Annotated in this window: 14 protein-coding genes; 1 reads left to right on the plus strand and 13 read right to left on the minus strand. The window is 61.0% G+C overall.

The genetic code is table 11. The features are described 5' to 3' along the window. Window position 1 precedes the first annotated feature (1 nt). Together F8N21_RS20470 and rluC are read right to left on the minus strand one after the other, a co-directional pair. Window positions 2-682 (minus strand): HAD-IA family hydrolase, encoded by a 681-nt coding sequence (locus tag F8N21_RS20470; RefSeq protein WP_150643837.1) that lies wholly within the window; start codon window positions 680-682, stop codon window positions 2-4. Then, on the minus strand, window positions 669-1628 hold the full coding sequence (gene rluC, locus F8N21_RS20475) for a 23S rRNA pseudouridine(955/2504/2580) synthase RluC (RefSeq protein ID WP_150643838.1): 960 nt from the start codon (window positions 1626-1628) through the stop codon (window positions 669-671). Before rluC ends, F8N21_RS20470 begins: the two co-directional genes overlap by 14 nt. A 702-nt stretch (window positions 1629-2330) precedes the next feature. Here rluC and rne point away from each other — a divergent pair. Further along, on the plus strand, window positions 2331-5537 hold the full coding sequence (rne, locus tag F8N21_RS20480) for a ribonuclease E (protein WP_150643839.1): 3207 nt from the start codon (window positions 2331-2333) through the stop codon (window positions 5535-5537). Window positions 5538-5723: 186 nt separating this feature from the next. Here the strand turns inward: rne and F8N21_RS20485 are convergent, their stop codons facing one another. The 11 genes from F8N21_RS20485 to F8N21_RS20535 form a co-directional block, all read right to left on the minus strand. After that, window positions 5724-6314: an NTP transferase domain-containing protein gene (locus tag F8N21_RS20485; protein ID WP_150643840.1), complete on the minus strand. Its 591-nt coding sequence runs from the start codon at window positions 6312-6314 to the stop codon at window positions 5724-5726. Further along, window positions 6311-7306 carry an XdhC family protein gene (locus tag F8N21_RS20490; protein WP_150643841.1) on the minus strand — a complete coding sequence of 332 codons (996 nt, stop codon included), beginning with the start codon at window positions 7304-7306 and terminating at the stop codon, window positions 6311-6313. Before F8N21_RS20490 ends, F8N21_RS20485 begins: the two co-directional genes overlap by 4 nt. Further along, window positions 7306-9621: a xanthine dehydrogenase family protein molybdopterin-binding subunit gene (locus tag F8N21_RS20495; protein ID WP_150643842.1), complete on the minus strand. Its 2316-nt coding sequence runs from the start codon at window positions 9619-9621 to the stop codon at window positions 7306-7308. Before F8N21_RS20495 ends, F8N21_RS20490 begins: the two co-directional genes overlap by 1 nt. Further along, window positions 9618-10088, minus strand: a complete 471-nt coding sequence (locus F8N21_RS20500; RefSeq protein ID WP_150643843.1) for a (2Fe-2S)-binding protein — start codon at window positions 10086-10088, stop codon at window positions 9618-9620. Before F8N21_RS20500 ends, F8N21_RS20495 begins: the two co-directional genes overlap by 4 nt. A 270-nt stretch (window positions 10089-10358) precedes the next feature. Next, window positions 10359-11378: a UDP-N-acetylmuramate dehydrogenase gene (murB, locus tag F8N21_RS20505; protein WP_150643844.1), complete on the minus strand. Its 1020-nt coding sequence runs from the start codon at window positions 11376-11378 to the stop codon at window positions 10359-10361. Next, window positions 11375-11839 carry a low molecular weight protein-tyrosine-phosphatase gene (locus tag F8N21_RS20510; protein ID WP_150643845.1) on the minus strand — a complete coding sequence of 155 codons (465 nt, stop codon included), beginning with the start codon at window positions 11837-11839 and terminating at the stop codon, window positions 11375-11377. Before F8N21_RS20510 ends, murB begins: the two co-directional genes overlap by 4 nt. Continuing rightward, a complete protein-coding gene (gene kdsB / locus F8N21_RS20515; RefSeq protein ID WP_150643846.1) occupies window positions 11839-12603 on the minus strand; it encodes a 3-deoxy-manno-octulosonate cytidylyltransferase in 765 nt (254 codons plus the stop codon). Before kdsB ends, F8N21_RS20510 begins: the two co-directional genes overlap by 1 nt. Next, window positions 12600-12785, minus strand: a complete 186-nt coding sequence (locus tag F8N21_RS20520) for a Trm112 family protein (protein ID WP_042728811.1) — start codon at window positions 12783-12785, stop codon at window positions 12600-12602. The genes kdsB and F8N21_RS20520 overlap by 4 nt, the downstream gene beginning before the upstream one ends. Window positions 12786-12805: 20 nt before the next feature. Next, a complete protein-coding gene (lpxK, locus tag F8N21_RS20525; protein WP_150643847.1) occupies window positions 12806-13816 on the minus strand; it encodes a tetraacyldisaccharide 4'-kinase in 1011 nt (336 codons plus the stop codon). Next, window positions 13816-14244, minus strand: coding sequence for an ExbD/TolR family protein (locus tag F8N21_RS20530; RefSeq protein WP_150643848.1), 429 nt, complete (start codon window positions 14242-14244; stop codon window positions 13816-13818). The genes lpxK and F8N21_RS20530 overlap by 1 nt, the downstream gene beginning before the upstream one ends. Beyond that, window positions 14241-14879, minus strand: a complete 639-nt coding sequence (locus F8N21_RS20535) for a MotA/TolQ/ExbB proton channel family protein (protein WP_191624366.1) — start codon at window positions 14877-14879, stop codon at window positions 14241-14243. The genes F8N21_RS20530 and F8N21_RS20535 overlap by 4 nt, the downstream gene beginning before the upstream one ends. Window positions 14880-14897: the final 18 nt, after the last annotated feature.

Raw genomic sequence — 14897 nt, forward strand, 5'->3', positions numbered from 1 at the left:
TCTACCCCAGCAAATCTTGATTGGCCGGCTGATTCAGCCAGGCGTGCAATTCGGAAAAATGATCGATGGCCAGCCGCGGCTCGAACGCGCGCAAGGCCTCAATCGATTGAGCACCATAGCTGACCGCCACCGAATCCATCCCGGCATTGCGTGCCATCAACAGGTCGAACGAAGAATCACCGACCATCAACGCTTGCTCGGGACGGACGTCGCAATGGGCGAGAATCTGTTCCAGCATCAGCGGATGCGGCTTGCTGGCGGTTTCGTCGGCGGCGCGAGTGATATCGAAATACCCTTCCCAGCCATGGGACTTGAGCACCCGATCCAGCCCGCGACGAGCTTTGCCGGTGGCCACAGCCAGGTGATAACCCTCGGCACGAAAGGCTTCCAGCGACTCCACCACACCGGCGAACAGCGGCGAAGGCTCGGCCTCCAGCGCAATGTAGTGATCCGCGTAGCGCTGGCGGAATGCCACCAGCTCGGCGTCGCCGATCTCCGGATACAGAGTCCGAATCGCCTCCGGCAACCCCAGGCCGATGATGCCCTTGACGGAAAAATCATCTCGCCGGGGCAAATTCGATTGTAGCGCCGCGGCGTGCATCGCCTCGACAATCCGACCGATAGAGTCGGCCAGAGTGCCGTCCCAATCGAAAATCAGCAGTTTGTAATCAGAGGGGTGCACTCAGGCGCTCCACGGTCTTGGCCCACATATCGTCCACCGGTGCCTGCAGCTTCAATTCACCGCCATCCGGCAACGGTACGGTCAGCATGTAGGCGTGAAGGAACAGGCGCTTGCCGCCCAACTCGCGAATCTCTTTGCTGAAGTCTTCATCACCGTACTTGGTGTCCCCAGCGATGCAGTGCCCGGCATGCAAGGTGTGCACGCGAATCTGGTGAGTCCGGCCGGTGACCGGTTTAGCCTCGACCATGGTGGCGAAGTCGCCGAAGCGGCGCAGCACCTTGAAGACCGTCAGCGCCTCCTTGCCCTCTTCGTTGACTTCGACCATGCGCTCGCCGGAGCGCAGGTTGCTCTTGAGCAACGGCGCACGAACCTGCTTGATCGACGCCGCCCAGTTGCCGCGAACCAGCGCCATGTAGCGCTTGTCGACGCCATCGCCACGCAAGGCGGCGTGCAGATGGCGCAACATGCTGCGCTTTTTGGCGATCATCAGCAGCCCGGAAGTGTCCCGATCGAGGCGATGGACCAGCTCCAGCTCCTTGGTATCGGGCCGCAACTGACGGAAGGCTTCGATCACCCCGTAGTTCAGGCCGCTGCCGCCGTGCACGGCAATCCCGGCCGGCTTGTTGATCACGATCAGCGCCTTGTCTTCGAAGACAATCGACGCTTCAAGGCGCTGCAACAAACCCTGGGCCAAAGGCACCGGCTCGTCGCGCTCAGGCACGCGTACGGGTGGCACACGGACAATATCACCCGCCTGCAGCTTGTATTCGGGCTTGATCCGACCCTTGTTCACCCGCACTTCGCCTTTACGCAAAATGCGGTAAATCAAGGTCTTGGGCACGCCTTTGAGCCGAGCAAGAAGGAAGTTGTCGATGCGTTGGCCGGCATATTCCGGCGAGACCTCAAGCAGCTGGACGCTGGGGGTCGGGGGGGCAGTAGTCGTCATGCCGCGAATGATAACAATTTTTTATGGATTTGAAGCACTTAATGATTGCTGCTATAGTCGCGAACGCCGCCAAAAGCGGTCTGGACAGCGGACCAACGGTCATCGACCGGCCCTGACCATCGCAATTCATCAGGACGCGAGGCCGTCCTACGGGGCTTTCGCTACAATTATGGAAAGTTCGCGATTGTAACAAGCGCAGGTGACATGAGGCCTGAAGCGAGCGCAAGAAGCAGAGTGATTACTCGTCTTTTGCGCCGATATTCACGGCCAGTTCACAAAGTGCAGTCGATCTCGAATGAGCCTGAGCGAAGGCTTCGGAAACAACGCCTAAATTAGCCATGATGCGTGACCTCCCCTTTCGGAGCTCACGGTAAATGCCAACCCGCTGCGGATTCTGCGCGCGGCAGCACCCGAATTATCAGGGATACGTGTAGGGTGGAGATGCACAACCGTCGGACTGTGTAGCACTAGGCTTATATTTAGACGCTTCATATCGTCCACAGTCGACGGCTGATTCCTCCTCCTGACTGAGTGCTTAAGTAGCCACAGCAAGCAGGACGCGTAAGTCGCGACTTCGCCCCCTTTGGTCGAACCTCGCTAGACACTGGAGTGGCCAACCACTCCTTACGCACCTGACACCGACCATGAGAAGTCGTGTGTGCCGAACGCCGTTTCCGGCAGCCCGGAAACCGACGGTACTACATGAAAAGAATGCTGATTAACGCAACCCAACCCGAAGAGTTGCGTGTTGCACTGGTAGACGGCCAGCGCCTCTACGACCTGGATATCGAATCCGGTGCACGCGAGCAGAAGAAGGCCAACATCTATAAAGGCCGGATTACTCGCATCGAACCAAGCCTTGAGGCTGCCTTTGTCGATTTCGGCTCCGAGCGCCACGGCTTCCTGCCCCTCAAAGAAATCTCCCGCGAATACTTCAAGAAAGCCCCTGAGGGCCGCGTCAACATCAAGGACGTCCTGAGCGAAGGCCAGGAAGTCATCGTTCAGGTCGAAAAAGAAGAACGTGGCAACAAGGGCGCAGCCCTGACCACCTTCATCAGCCTGGCCGGTCGTTACCTGGTGCTGATGCCGAACAACCCGCGTGCCGGCGGTATCTCCCGTCGCATCGAAGGTGAAGAGCGCAACGAATTGCGCGAAGCCCTGAACGGTCTGGTTGCCCCGGCCGACATGGGTCTGATCGTGCGCACTGCCGGCCTGGGCCGCAGCAGCGAAGAAATGCAGTGGGACCTCGATTACCTGCTGCAACTCTGGACCGCCATCAAAGAAGCCTCGCTGGATCGCGCAGCTCCTTTCCTGATTTACCAGGAAAGCAACGTGATCATCCGCGCCATCCGCGATTACCTGCGCCAGGACATCGGCGAAGTGCTGATCGACAGCGTTGAAGCCCAGGACGAAGCCCTGACCTTCATTCGCCAGGTGATGCCGCAGTACGCCAGCAAGATCAAGCTGTACGAAGACAGCGTGCCGCTGTTCAACCGTTTCCAGATCGAAAGCCAGATCGAGACCGCCTTCCAGCGCGTCGTCGAACTGCCTTCCGGCGGTTCCATCGTCATCGATCCGACCGAAGCCCTGGTGTCCATCGACATCAACTCGGCGCGCGCAACCAAAGGCAGCGACATCGAAGAAACCGCCCTGCAGACCAACCTTGAAGCCGCCGAAGAAATCGCCCGTCAGTTGCGCCTGCGCGACATCGGCGGCCTGATCGTCATCGACTTCATCGACATGACCCCGGCCAAGAACCAGCGCGCCGTGGAAGAGAAAGTCCGCGAATGCCTGGAAGCCGACCGTGCCCGGGTACAAGTCGGGCGCATCTCGCGCTTCGGCCTGCTGGAAATGTCCCGTCAGCGCCTGCGTCCATCCCTGGGCGAAAGCAGCGGCATCGTCTGCCCGCGTTGCAACGGCACCGGCATCATCCGTGATGTTGAATCGCTGTCGCTGGCGATCCTGCGCCTGATCGAAGAAGAAGCCCTGAAAGACCGCACCGCCGAAGTTCGCGCACAAGTGCCGATCCCAGTGGCTGCGTTCCTGCTCAACGAAAAACGCAACTCGATCACCAAGATCGAACTGCGCACCCGCGCACGCATCGTCATTCTGCCGAACGATCACCTCGAAACGCCGCATTTCGAAGTTCAGCGCCTGCGTGATGACAGCCCGGAAGCCAGCATCAATCAGTCCAGCTACGAAATTGCTGCTGCCGCTGCCGAAGTGGAAGAAGTCCAGCCGGCCGCCGCGACCCGCACCCTGGTTCGCCAGGAAGCCGCAGTGAAAACCGCTCCGGTACGCGCCAATGCTCCGGTTCCGGTAGAAGTCGTAGCGCCTGTTGCAGCTCCCGCCCACGTTCCCGAGCCAAGCCTGTTCAAAGGCCTGGTGAAGTCGCTGGTCAGCCTGTTCGCGACCAAGGAAGAGCCCGCAGCGCCGGTGGTGGTTGAAAAACCGGTTACCGAACGCCAGCCGCGCAATGACGAGCGCCGCACCGGTCGTCAGCAGAGCCGCAGCCGTAACGGTCGCCGCGACGAAGAGCGCAAGCCGCGCGAAGAACGTGCTCCACGTGAAGAACGTGCGCCTCGTGAGGAACGTGCACCGCGCGAAGTCCGCGAAGAAGTAGCGGCCGTAGCCCCAGCCCCTCGCGAAGAACGCGCACCGCGTGCTCCCCGTGAAGAACGTGCGCCACGCCCTCCACGTGAAGATCGCAAACCGCGCGAAGGTCGTGAAGAGCGTCCGGTTCGTGAACTGCGCGAGCCTCTGGATGCCGCACCAACCGCACCGACCACTGTTGCTGCTGTTGCGGCTGTTGCTGAAGAGCGCCCGGCCCGTGCGCCACGCGAAGAGCGTCAACCGCGTCCACCGCGTGAAGAGCGTCAGCCTCGTGCCGAACAGCCTGTTGCGGCTGTCAGCGAAGAAGAACTGCTGCCAAACGAAGAGCAACTGCAGGATGACGGCCAGGACAACGCCGAAGGCGATCGTCCGCGCCGCCGCTCCCGTGGCCAGCGTCGTCGCAGCAATCGTCGTGAGCGTCAACGTGATGCCAACGGCAATGTGATCGAAGGCTCGGAAGAATCCGAAGTCGGCGAAGCCAGCGAACCAAGCAGCGCCGATCTGGCTGCCGGCCTGGCCGTTACCGCGGCTGTTGCCAGCTCTGTGATCAGCGCTCCTGCCGAAGCTCAGGCCAATCAGCAAGCAGAACTCGCTACTGCCGCCACCCTGGAAACGGCGTCGGTTGAAGCACCCGTGGTTGAAGCGACTACTGCGATTGAAGCGCCTGCCGCTCCTGCCGTTGAAGTGGCGCCGGTTCGTGAGGCGTATGTTGCCGAGCAAGCCGTTGTCGCTGAACAGCCAGTGGTCGCCGCAGAACCTGCGTTCGAAGCGCCGGTTTTCGAAGCTCCGGTTGCTGAAAAAGCCTTTGAACCGACTTACGACGCTCCAACTGCGTTCGATCGCATCGCTGAATCGGTAGTGATCGAAGCTCCAGCCCCGGTCGCTGAAGTGGTGGTCGCCGAGCCAGTGGTTGCTGCACCGGTTGAAGCGCCAGTGGTTGCCGAGGTCGCCTTGCCAGTAGTCGAAGCCGCACCTGCAAGCGCCCTGACCGCCAGCGGTCGTGCGCCGAACGATCCACGTGAAGTGCGTCGTCGCAAGCGTGAAGAGGAGCGTCTGCAGAAAGAAGCCGAACTGGCCGCTGCTGCAGCGCCGGTTGAAGCAGTCGTGGCGGCCGAGCCGGTTGTGGCTGAAGTGATTGAGCAAGCTGCACCTGCTCCAGTCGCTGAGAGCGCGCCTGAGCGAGCAGTTGTTGAATCTGCCCCGCCCATCGACGAAAACCTGCGTTCCGTCGAAGAAGTGGTAGAGCACCACCCTGAAGCCCTGGAAAAAGAGCACGAGCCTAAACCCCTCGCCTGATTCCAACGGCTGTTAAAAAGCCCCGCCTGCTGATGCAGGCGGGGCTTTTTTTACATTTAAAAATCAAAAGATCAAAAGATCGCAGCCTGCGGCAGCTCCTACAAAGGCAGCGTTCGCCTCCGAAATCGGCGTAGGAGCTGCCGCAGGCTGCGATCTTTTCAGGGGCAATCCGTTCGACAGCGGACGCTAGCCAAAGACCAACTCCGCTGGCACATCCACATCCCACAACACCCCGGGATCCTCCACCGGCACTTCCACCACCCTGGCCGAGGCAAACAGCGACTTGGCCCCATGATCACCAGACAACGCCATCAACTCCGGGCCAAACGAACGCCCGAACCCTACCGGATGCCCGTACTCGCCCTGGTGCACTGGCACAACGATACAATCGTCCTCGATCTTCGCCAGCACTTGTTCGGTAGTGGCGGGCAGGATGAACGGCATATCCCCCAGCATCACCAGCCAACCACTGAGCTGCGGACAAGCAGTAACCGCGGCGGCCATGCTGTCTCCCATTCCAGTCGATTCCAGCACCACGATCTCGCAGCCATAGGCCTTGGCCATGCGAATCACTTGCGGGCGATCCTCGGTGGTGACCAACACGCGCTTCTCGAGACTGGCCGGCAGATTGACCAACACCTGCTCGATCACCGACCGCACGCCGCCATCGCGGCCGGTACAGTCGGTCAATAACTTGTCCTTCTGCGCCCCGGCAACCTGCCGAAAACGACTGCCCTGCCCAGCGGCGAGCACGATCACGCCAATCGGTTCGTTCATACACCCTCCTCGCCCGCTGCGAGCAACGGCTGCTTTTGCTGTAACTCGACGCCATTCTTGATCGCAACGATCTCAGCCAGCAGCGACAAGGCAATTTCTGCCGGTGTGTGGCTGCCGATATGCAGACCGACCGGACCGTGCAAACGCGCGATGGCCTGTTCCGACAAGCCTAGCTGAGCCAGGTTGTCCCGGCGCTTGCGGGTGTTGATCCGCGACCCTAGCGCGCCAACATAAAAGGCTCGCGAATTGAGCGCCGTGAGCAACGCCATATCATCCAGACGCGGATCATGGGTCAAGGCGACGATGGCCGTGCGCTCGTCGGTTTCGATGCTCAGCACCGCCTCATCCGGCATACCCGGGACAAAACGACCAAGCTCCTCCTCCCAGCCGTAGACAAACTCCTTGCGCGGATCGCAGACCAGCACTTCGAAATCCAGCAACCGCGCCATTTCTGCCACGTAGCGGGACAGCTGCCCGGCGCCGATCAGCAGCAGCCGCCAACGCGGCCCGTAAATCGCCCGCAGGGTCGTGCCGTCAAAGCTCAAGACATCGGTCTTGCCGGCGGCACTGAGCAGCACTTCACCGGTGCGCAGATTCAGTTCCCGCGCGACAATCTCATGGGCCTCGCAACGCGCCAGCAATTGCGCCACCCAGGCTGGATCGCCAACCAGCTCCTCGGTCAGGAGCAGCGTGCCACCACAGGGCAAACCAAATCGCGCAGCCTCCTCGCGGGTGACGCCGTAGGTCACCAGCTGCACGGACGACCCGTCCACGGGCAATCGACCGTCCTGCAGTCGGGCGATCAAGTCATCTTCGATGCAACCACCGGAGACCGAACCGATCACCACGCCGTCCTCGCGCAAGGCCAGCATCGCGCCCGGTGGTCGCGGCGCACTGCCCCAGGTCTGGACCACGCTGTAGAGCACCACTCGCTGCCCGGCGCGGCGCCATTCCAGGACGCTGCGCAAGACATTCAGATCGACACTGTCCATCAGGCTTCTGCCTGCTGCCAGCCCTGCAACTGATAGCGAACCGGCAGACTGCGGATGCGCTTGCCGGTCGCCGCGAAGATCGCGTTGCACAGTGCCGGGGCAATCGGCGGCACTCCTGGCTCACCGACACCCCCCAGGGGCACGTTGCCCACCGGCGTGACCAGATGCACGGCAATCTCTTTCGGTGCCAGATTCATCCGCGCCACCTCGAACATATGGAAATTGTCCTGCTGGACCTTGCCGTCCTTGAAGCTGATTTCACCCAGTACGGCATTGCCCAGGCCCATTACACAGGCGCCTTCGAACTGCGAGCGAATTCGCTCGGGGTTGATCTGTGGGCCGCAATCCACGGCAATATCGGCCTTATGGACGATCAGGGTGCCGTCATCTTTGACTTCGACCTCGATCACTGCCGCCGCATAAGTGACGAAGCTGTAGTGCACCGCCAGGCCCAGACCACGCCCCTTGGGCAAATGGCGGCCCCAACCGGCCGCCTTGGCCGCGGTTTCCAGTACGCCGCGCAAACGCGCGGTATCGATTGGATAGCGCTCCGGTGATTCACCGTAGTTCCACTCTTCACTCAAGGTCCGCGGGTCGATATGACGATCCGGGCCGAGCAGTTTCAGCTGGTACTTGAGTGGATCCTGCCCGGCTTGATGCGCCAGTTCGTCGACAAAACTCTGAATCGCAAAGCCATGGGGAATGTTCGACACCGAGCGATACCAGCCAACCCGGGTATGGGCGACGGCTTCGGGGTTTTCCAGGCGAACGCTGGGAATGGCGTAAGCCATGTTGGCAAAGCCCATACCGAGTTCAGCCGCGCCCTGGTGGATCACGCCGGGAGCAAACAAGGCGGTGATGCTCGGCGCCACGGTACGGTGCAACCAACCGCTCGGCATGCCGTCATTGCCGAGGCTGGCCTTGAGGTACTGCACCGAGACGGTATGCAAGTAACCGTGGTGGATGTCGTCTTCCCGGGTCCATTGCACGCGCACCGCTTTACCCGGCAAGGCCTTGGCCAGTACCGCCGCCTCGATGACGAAATCCGGTTTGGCTTTTCGGCCAAACCCTCCGCCGAGCAACGTGACATTGACGGTGACTTTCTCCAAAGGTATGCCCAAACGCTCGGCGATAGTTTCGCGAGCTCTTTGCGGGGCCTGGGTCGGCGCCCAGACTTCGCAATGCCCCTCGTTGAACCGGGCTGTGGCGACCATAGGCTCCATCGGTGCCTGGGCCAGGTGCGGCATATAGTAAGTGGCTTGCAGACTGCTGTGGGCACGACTCATCGCCTCATCGACATTCCCGCTACTGCGTATCACTTTACCCGGCTGCGAGGCCGCAGCTTCCAGTTGCTGGCGGTAGGAGATCGAGTTGTAAGCACCGTTGACACCGTCATCCCACTCGACTTGCAGCGCCTCGCGGCCCTTGATCGCCGCCCAGGTAGTGTTCGCGATCACTGCCACGCCCCCCAAAGGCTGGAATCCGGAGGGTAATGGACGGCTGTCGATTTGCATGACCTTGATCACCCCCCTGACTTTCATCGCGGCACTGCTATCGAGGGACTTTACCTTGCCTCCGTAAACACCTGGTCGCGCCACGGTAGCAAAGAGCATGTCATCGAAATTCAGGTCGGCACCAAAGAGTGCGCTGCCATTGACGATATCCTCGCCGTCGATGGCTCGATTCACGTCCTTACCAATGTAGCGGAACTGCGAAGGTTGCTTCAAACGCAGGTTCTCACGGGCAGGCACAGCCAGCTCGCCGGCCGCCCCTGCCAATGCACCATATCCCAGAGTTCGGCCACTGGGCTGGTGAACCACCGTGTGTAATTGGGCGAGGCACTCGACGACTGGCACTTTCCAATGTTCTGCAGCCGCTTGTTCAAGCATTGCTCGGGCTGCAGCGCCGCAACGGCGCATAGGCTCGTACCAATGGCGCATGCTGCGCGAGCCGTCAGTGTTTTGGTTGCCGAAGCGCACTTCGTCACCCGGCGCCTGCTGAACCTTGACCAGAGTCCAGTCCGCGTCCAGCTCATCGGCCACCACCATACTCAAACTGGTACGAATACCCTGCCCCATCTCCGACCGGTTACAGATCACCGTCACTGTGCCATCGGCGGCGATGCTGACGTAGACCTTGGGATCATCGATCCAGCCGTTGGGCATGCCGTCGGCGCCGAACTTCTTCTCTGCGGCAAACGCCCCCTGCCAACCCCAACTGGCCGCCAACACCAGCGCACTCGTGGCACCGACGCCTTTGAGGAACCCACGGCGGCTGCAATTGCTCAGGGCAAAATCATTCGGTAACGGGCTCATGCCTTGGCCTCCTGCAGATGAGTGGCGGCTCGACGGATCGCGGTTTTGATTCGGTTATAGGTGCCGCAACGGCAAATATTGCCGACCATTGCCTCCTCGATCTGTTGGTCGCCGGGATTGCGATTGACCTTGAGCAAGGCCGTGGCGGACATGATCTGCCCACCCTGGCAGAAACCACACTGGGCTACGGACGTGTCCAGCCAGGCTTGCTGAACCACTTGTCCGACCGGGTCGCTGTGAAGGTTGTCGATGGTGCTGACGTTCTGGCCGACCACCGAACCGATCGGCGTGATGCAGCTACGCGCCGGTGAGCCATCGATATGGATGGTGCAGGCGCCGCACAGGCCCATGCCGCAGCCAAATTTGGTGCCGCTGTAACCCGCCACGTCGCGAATAGCCCACAGCAGCGGCATATCCTCGGTGACATCCAATGGGTGATCCTGTCCGTTGAGTTTCAGGGTAATCATGGGCACGCCCGCCTGTATTTCTGGTTATGGGGTCGAGCAATCTGCCGTTTGAATCAGCACGTGTTAAACGCAGATCGGCTCAGGCGAATGGGCTCTCTTATGAAAACCGCAGGGTCTTCATCGGGCCTTCCTTGGAACTGAGCGACCTATCGTTAGGAGGCGGGGTTAAAGCAGCATTAACAAAAAAGCCCTGCAACCACGAAAGGTTTGCAGGGCTCTGGATTGCTGTTTTCGGCTTTCGGCCTGTAGCTCAAGGCTTGCAGCCTGGCTTCAATACTGATTGGGTTCCATTTCCAGCTGGACCTTGAAGCGTTCGGCAATGTCTTTCTGGATTCGTTGTGCCAGGTGCAACAACTCCAGCCCGGTCGCCGCACCATAATTGACCAGCACCAGCGCCTGCAGTCGATGCACGCCGGCATCGGCCTCACGAAAGCCCTTCCAGCCAGCGCGCTCGATCAACCAGCCGGCCGCCAGTTTCATTTGCCCGTCGGCCTGTGGATAAGCCACCAGATCGGGGTACTCGAGTTTAAGCTCGGCAACCAACGCCGCCGCTACCAACGGATTCTTGAAAAAGCTGCCGGCATTGCCAAGCACTGCCGGATCAGGCAGCTTTTCGCTGCGAATGCTGCAAATGGCCTGGCTGACATCGCTGGCCGTCGGATGGCCGATGCCCTGTTCGTTCAAGCGTTGACGAACCGGGCCGTATTCCAGGTGCAGATGCTCGACGCGATTCAAGGCAAACCGCACCCGCAGAATCACCCAACGCCCGGCCTCATGCTTGAACAGGCTGTCGCGGTAGGCAAAGTTGCACTCAGCCAAAGTGAAATCCCGCAGCTCGCCAGTCTGGCGGTCCAACGCGGTCAAACCGGCGAACACGTCCTTGATCTCGACACCGTAGGCGCCGATGTTCTGCATTGGCGCAGCGCCCACCGTGCCAGGAATCAGACTGAGATTCTCCAGGCCCGACAGCCCCTGCTCCAGGGTCCATTGCACGAACGGGTGCCAGGTTTCGCCGGCCTCGGCCTCGACCACCACCAGGCTGGCGTCGTCACTCAACAGGCGAATGCCGCGGGTGGCCATGCGCAGTACCAACGCCGGGATATCAGCGGTGAGCAACAGGTTGCTGCCACCACCAATCACCAGCAGCGGCAATCCCTGTTCAGATGCATAAGCCAGCGCTTCGCGGACGTCGGCGTCGCTGTGGGCCTGGGCAAACACCTGCGCACGGACATCAACGCCAAAGGTGTTGAACGGTTTCAGAGAAACCTGGGGTTGCACTTGCAAGGTCATAACCGTCCCTTTAATTCGAGCACCAGCAAATCGCTGGCGCGCTCGATCAAATCCAGCACCTGCTCGAAACCCTGATCGCCGTCGTAATAAGGATCCGGCACTTCATCCACCACTGACTCATAGCGACGCAGGAACAGGTCCAGCTCAGCCTTGCCCTTGGCCGGTTGCAGGGCCTGGAGGTTGCGCAGGTTGCTCTGGTCCATCGCCAGGATCAGGTCGTAGCTGGCAAAGTCAGCGCGTGTCACTTGCTGGGCGCGCTGTGCCGACAAATCGTAGCCGCGCAACCTGGCGGCGGCCTGACTGCGCTTGTCCGGCGCCTTGCCGATATGCCATTCGCCGGTGCCGGCGGAGGCGACCTCCACCTGATCCGCCAACCCCGCTTCACGTAACTTGTGGCGCAACACGCCTTCGGCCGTGGGCGAACGACAAATGTTGCCCAGGCAGACAAACAGAACCCGCATCAAGCCTCCAGCAGGCGCCGAACGCGCTCGAGGTCTTCAGCGGTATCGACGCCCGCCGGGGGTGCTTGCACTGCGTCGCCGACGTGAATCCGCACGCCGTGCCAGAGTGCGCGCAATTGTTCCAGGCACTCGGTATTTTCCAGCCAGCACGGGCCCCAGCTGACGAAGTCATGCAGGAAACCAGTGCGGTAGGCGTAGATCCCGATATGTCGGCGATAAGGCACGCCGGCCGGCAATTGCTCGCGGCGCTTGGCGAAGTCGTCCCGGGCCCAGGGCAACGTGGCGCGACTGAAGGTCAACGCCAGGCCATTGAGATCGCTGACCACTTTGACCACATTGGTATTGAACAGGGTTTCAATGTCTTCGATCGGCTCGGCCAGGGTCGACATGCGTGCTTCGGGGTGAGCTGCCAGGTTGGCTGCGACCTGATCGATCACTGCCGGTGGAATCATCGGCTCGTCACCCTGCACGTTGACCACGATCGCATCGGCGGCCAGACCCAATTGCGTGGCGACTTCGGCCAAGCGATCGGTACCGGAGACGTGATCCTCACGGGTCAGCACCACTTCGGCGCCAAACGCCTTGCAGGCTTCGACAATGCGCGCATCGTCAGTGGCGACCACCACTCGCTGGGCATTGCTTTTACAGGCTTGCTCCCAGACATGCTGGATCATCGGCTTGCCGGCGATCATCTGCAGCGGTTTGCCGGGCAGGCGGGTGGAGGCGAAACGGGACGGAATGACAACGGTGAAGGCTGGGGTCATTTGTCCAGTCGCTCATCAGTGCTGAGGGTACGGGCTTCGCTTTCGAGCATCACCGGAATGCCATCACGAATCGGGTAAGCCAGACCGGCGCCCTTGCTGATCAGCTCGGTTTTATCGGCACTGAGCTTCAGCGGACCTTTACAGACCGGGCAGGCAAGGATGTCGAGCAATTTGGTGTCCATGAAAACTCCCTGGAAAAGCGTTAAGGCAAAAGACGATCCGGCAACAAGCGCATCAACTGCGTATCGAACCAGGCCACGAAGGCCTCGGACGGCACCGCGTCGACTGCCAGGTACCACCAGTCGGCTGCCGCGAACCCACGGCACTTGACCGCATCTTTCTCGGTCATGACCAGCGGCAATGGCGGCATGAAATTCAAGGTCTGCACGCTGTACTCGGCGTGGTCGGCAAAAGCATGCGGGACTGGCCGCCAGTGTAGCGTTTCAAGCGTGTCGAAGAAACGTTGCGGGTTGCCGATGCCGGCCACCGCATGCATGAATTGCCCGGGAGGAAAGTGGTCCAGCGGGAGACGCTCGCCGGTCAGTAGATTGACCAGCGCAGTCGGTTCGAGCTGGAAGGCAAAACCGTCGTCGCGGTCGGCCCGGGCGCCGTTATAGAGCACGGCATCGACGCTTTGCAGGCGTTCGATCGGTTCGCGCAACGGTCCCGCCGGCAGACAGCGCTGGTTGCCCAGGCCACGCGCAGCATCGATCAGCACCAGTTCAAGGTCGCGGGCCATGCGGTAATGCTGCATGCCGTCGTCAGAGAGGATCAGGTCCAGCGGCTCGCTGGCCAGCAGCGCCTGCACGGCGCGGCTACGATCCGGGTCGATCATCAGCGGTACGCCGCTGCGCTGGACAATCAGCAGCGGCTCGTCACCGGCGACTTCAGCGGCTTGCTCGGCCTCGACCCGCCATGGCAGGTGCGGTGGCTTGGCACCATAACCGCGGCTGACCACGCCGACCCGCAGACCACTGCGCTGACAATGCTCGATCAACCAGAGAATCAGCGGCGTCTTGCCAGTGCCGCCCACGGTGATATTGCCCACCACCACCAACGGCACAGGCGGTTGGTAGATGTCACCCTCACCGGCGAGAAAACGTGCGCGCTTGCGCATCACTACGCCTCGATACAGCCATTCCAGCGGCTGCAGCACCCTCAGCGCAGGATGGCCGGCATACCAGGCGGCGAGCAAACGATCGGAAAGGGCCATCAGGGAGTCGGCGCCGCCTCGACGGTGGTCATGCGCAAGTGACTGAAGCCAAGCTTGCCGGCTGCATCCATCGCGATGATCACAGCCTTGTGCTGGGCTTTGCCGTCAGCGCTGATCGACAGGGGCAGCGTGGTATCGCCAGCGGACTCCTTCTGCAAGGCCTCTATCAGGCTGGCCAGGTCACTTTTCGGTAGCAACTGATTGTTCAGGCTGAACACGCCGTCGGCGCTGATGGCGATGTCCAGGTGCTTGGCTTGTTGATCCTCGGCGGGCGAGCCGCTGACCGCTTCCGGCAGTTCGACGCGCAGCTGGGTTTCACGGGTAAAGGTGGTGGTGACGACGAAAAACAGCAACAGGATAAACACCACGTCGATCAGCGACGCGAGGTTGATATCGATCGTCTCCCGCGGTTTGCGGCGAAATTTCACGCTTTTTTGCCCTCGGCCAGATCCACGTCACGGTCGCCCTGTACCACCTCGACCAGTTTGATCGCTTCCTGCTCCATACCCACCACCAGTTCATCGACCCGACGTTGCAGGAAACGGTGGAAGAACACGGCTGGAATACCCACCATCAAGCCTGCGGCCGTGGTGATCAGCGCCTTGGAGATACCACCGGCCAGCACCGCGGCATTGGTGCTCATGCCCGAGCCCATGAATGCGCTGAAAATATCGATCATGCCCAGGACCGTACCCAACAACCCCAGCAGCGGCGCCATGGCGGCGATGGTGCCCAGTGCGTTGAGGTAGCGTTCGAGTTCATGGATGACCCGCGCGGCGGCTTCTTCGATGCACTCTTTCATGATCTCGCGGCCGTGCCTGGAGTTTGCCAGGCCCGCGGCCATGATCTCGCCCAATGGGGAATGGGCGCGCAGTTCCCTGAGTTTGTCTTTATTGAGTTGCTTGTCCTTGATCCAGACCCAGACCTGCCCCAGCAAATGATCCGGGGAAACGCGGCTGGCCCGCAGGGTCCACAGACGCTCGGCAACGATGGCCAGCGCCGCAATGGAACTCAGGATGATCGGCAGCATCATCCAGCCGCCGGATTTGACCAATTCCCACACAGTGACAGCCCCCTCGAA

Source organism: Pseudomonas fluorescens (genome assembly GCF_902497895.1).
GTDB lineage: Bacteria > Pseudomonadota > Gammaproteobacteria > Pseudomonadales > Pseudomonadaceae > Aquipseudomonas > Aquipseudomonas fluorescens_BP.

Bases quoted from the DNA above. Each gene is read 5' to 3' on its own strand.
- rluC (WP_150643838.1), bottom strand. From the start codon at position 1,628: ATGACGACTACTGCCCCCCCGACCCCCAGCGTCCAGCTGCTTGAGGTC.
- rne (WP_150643839.1), top strand. From the start codon at position 2,331: ATGAAAAGAATGCTGATTAACGCAACCCAACCCGAAGAGTTGCGTGTT.
- F8N21_RS20485 (WP_150643840.1), bottom strand. From the start codon at position 6,314: ATGAACGAACCGATTGGCGTGATCGTGCTCGCCGCTGGGCAGGGCAGT.
- F8N21_RS20490 (WP_150643841.1), bottom strand. From the start codon at position 7,306: ATGGACAGTGTCGATCTGAATGTCTTGCGCAGCGTCCTGGAATGGCGC.
- F8N21_RS20495 (WP_150643842.1), bottom strand. From the start codon at position 9,621: ATGAGCCCGTTACCGAATGATTTTGCCCTGAGCAATTGCAGCCGCCGT.
- F8N21_RS20500 (WP_150643843.1), bottom strand. From the start codon at position 10,088: ATGATTACCCTGAAACTCAACGGACAGGATCACCCATTGGATGTCACC.
- murB (WP_150643844.1), bottom strand. From the start codon at position 11,378: ATGACCTTGCAAGTGCAACCCCAGGTTTCTCTGAAACCGTTCAACACC.
- F8N21_RS20510 (WP_150643845.1), bottom strand. From the start codon at position 11,839: ATGCGGGTTCTGTTTGTCTGCCTGGGCAACATTTGTCGTTCGCCCACG.
- kdsB (WP_150643846.1), bottom strand. From the start codon at position 12,603: ATGACCCCAGCCTTCACCGTTGTCATTCCGTCCCGTTTCGCCTCCACC.
- F8N21_RS20520 (WP_042728811.1), bottom strand. From the start codon at position 12,785: ATGGACACCAAATTGCTCGACATCCTTGCCTGCCCGGTCTGTAAAGGT.
- lpxK (WP_150643847.1), bottom strand. From the start codon at position 13,816: ATGGCCCTTTCCGATCGTTTGCTCGCCGCCTGGTATGCCGGCCATCCT.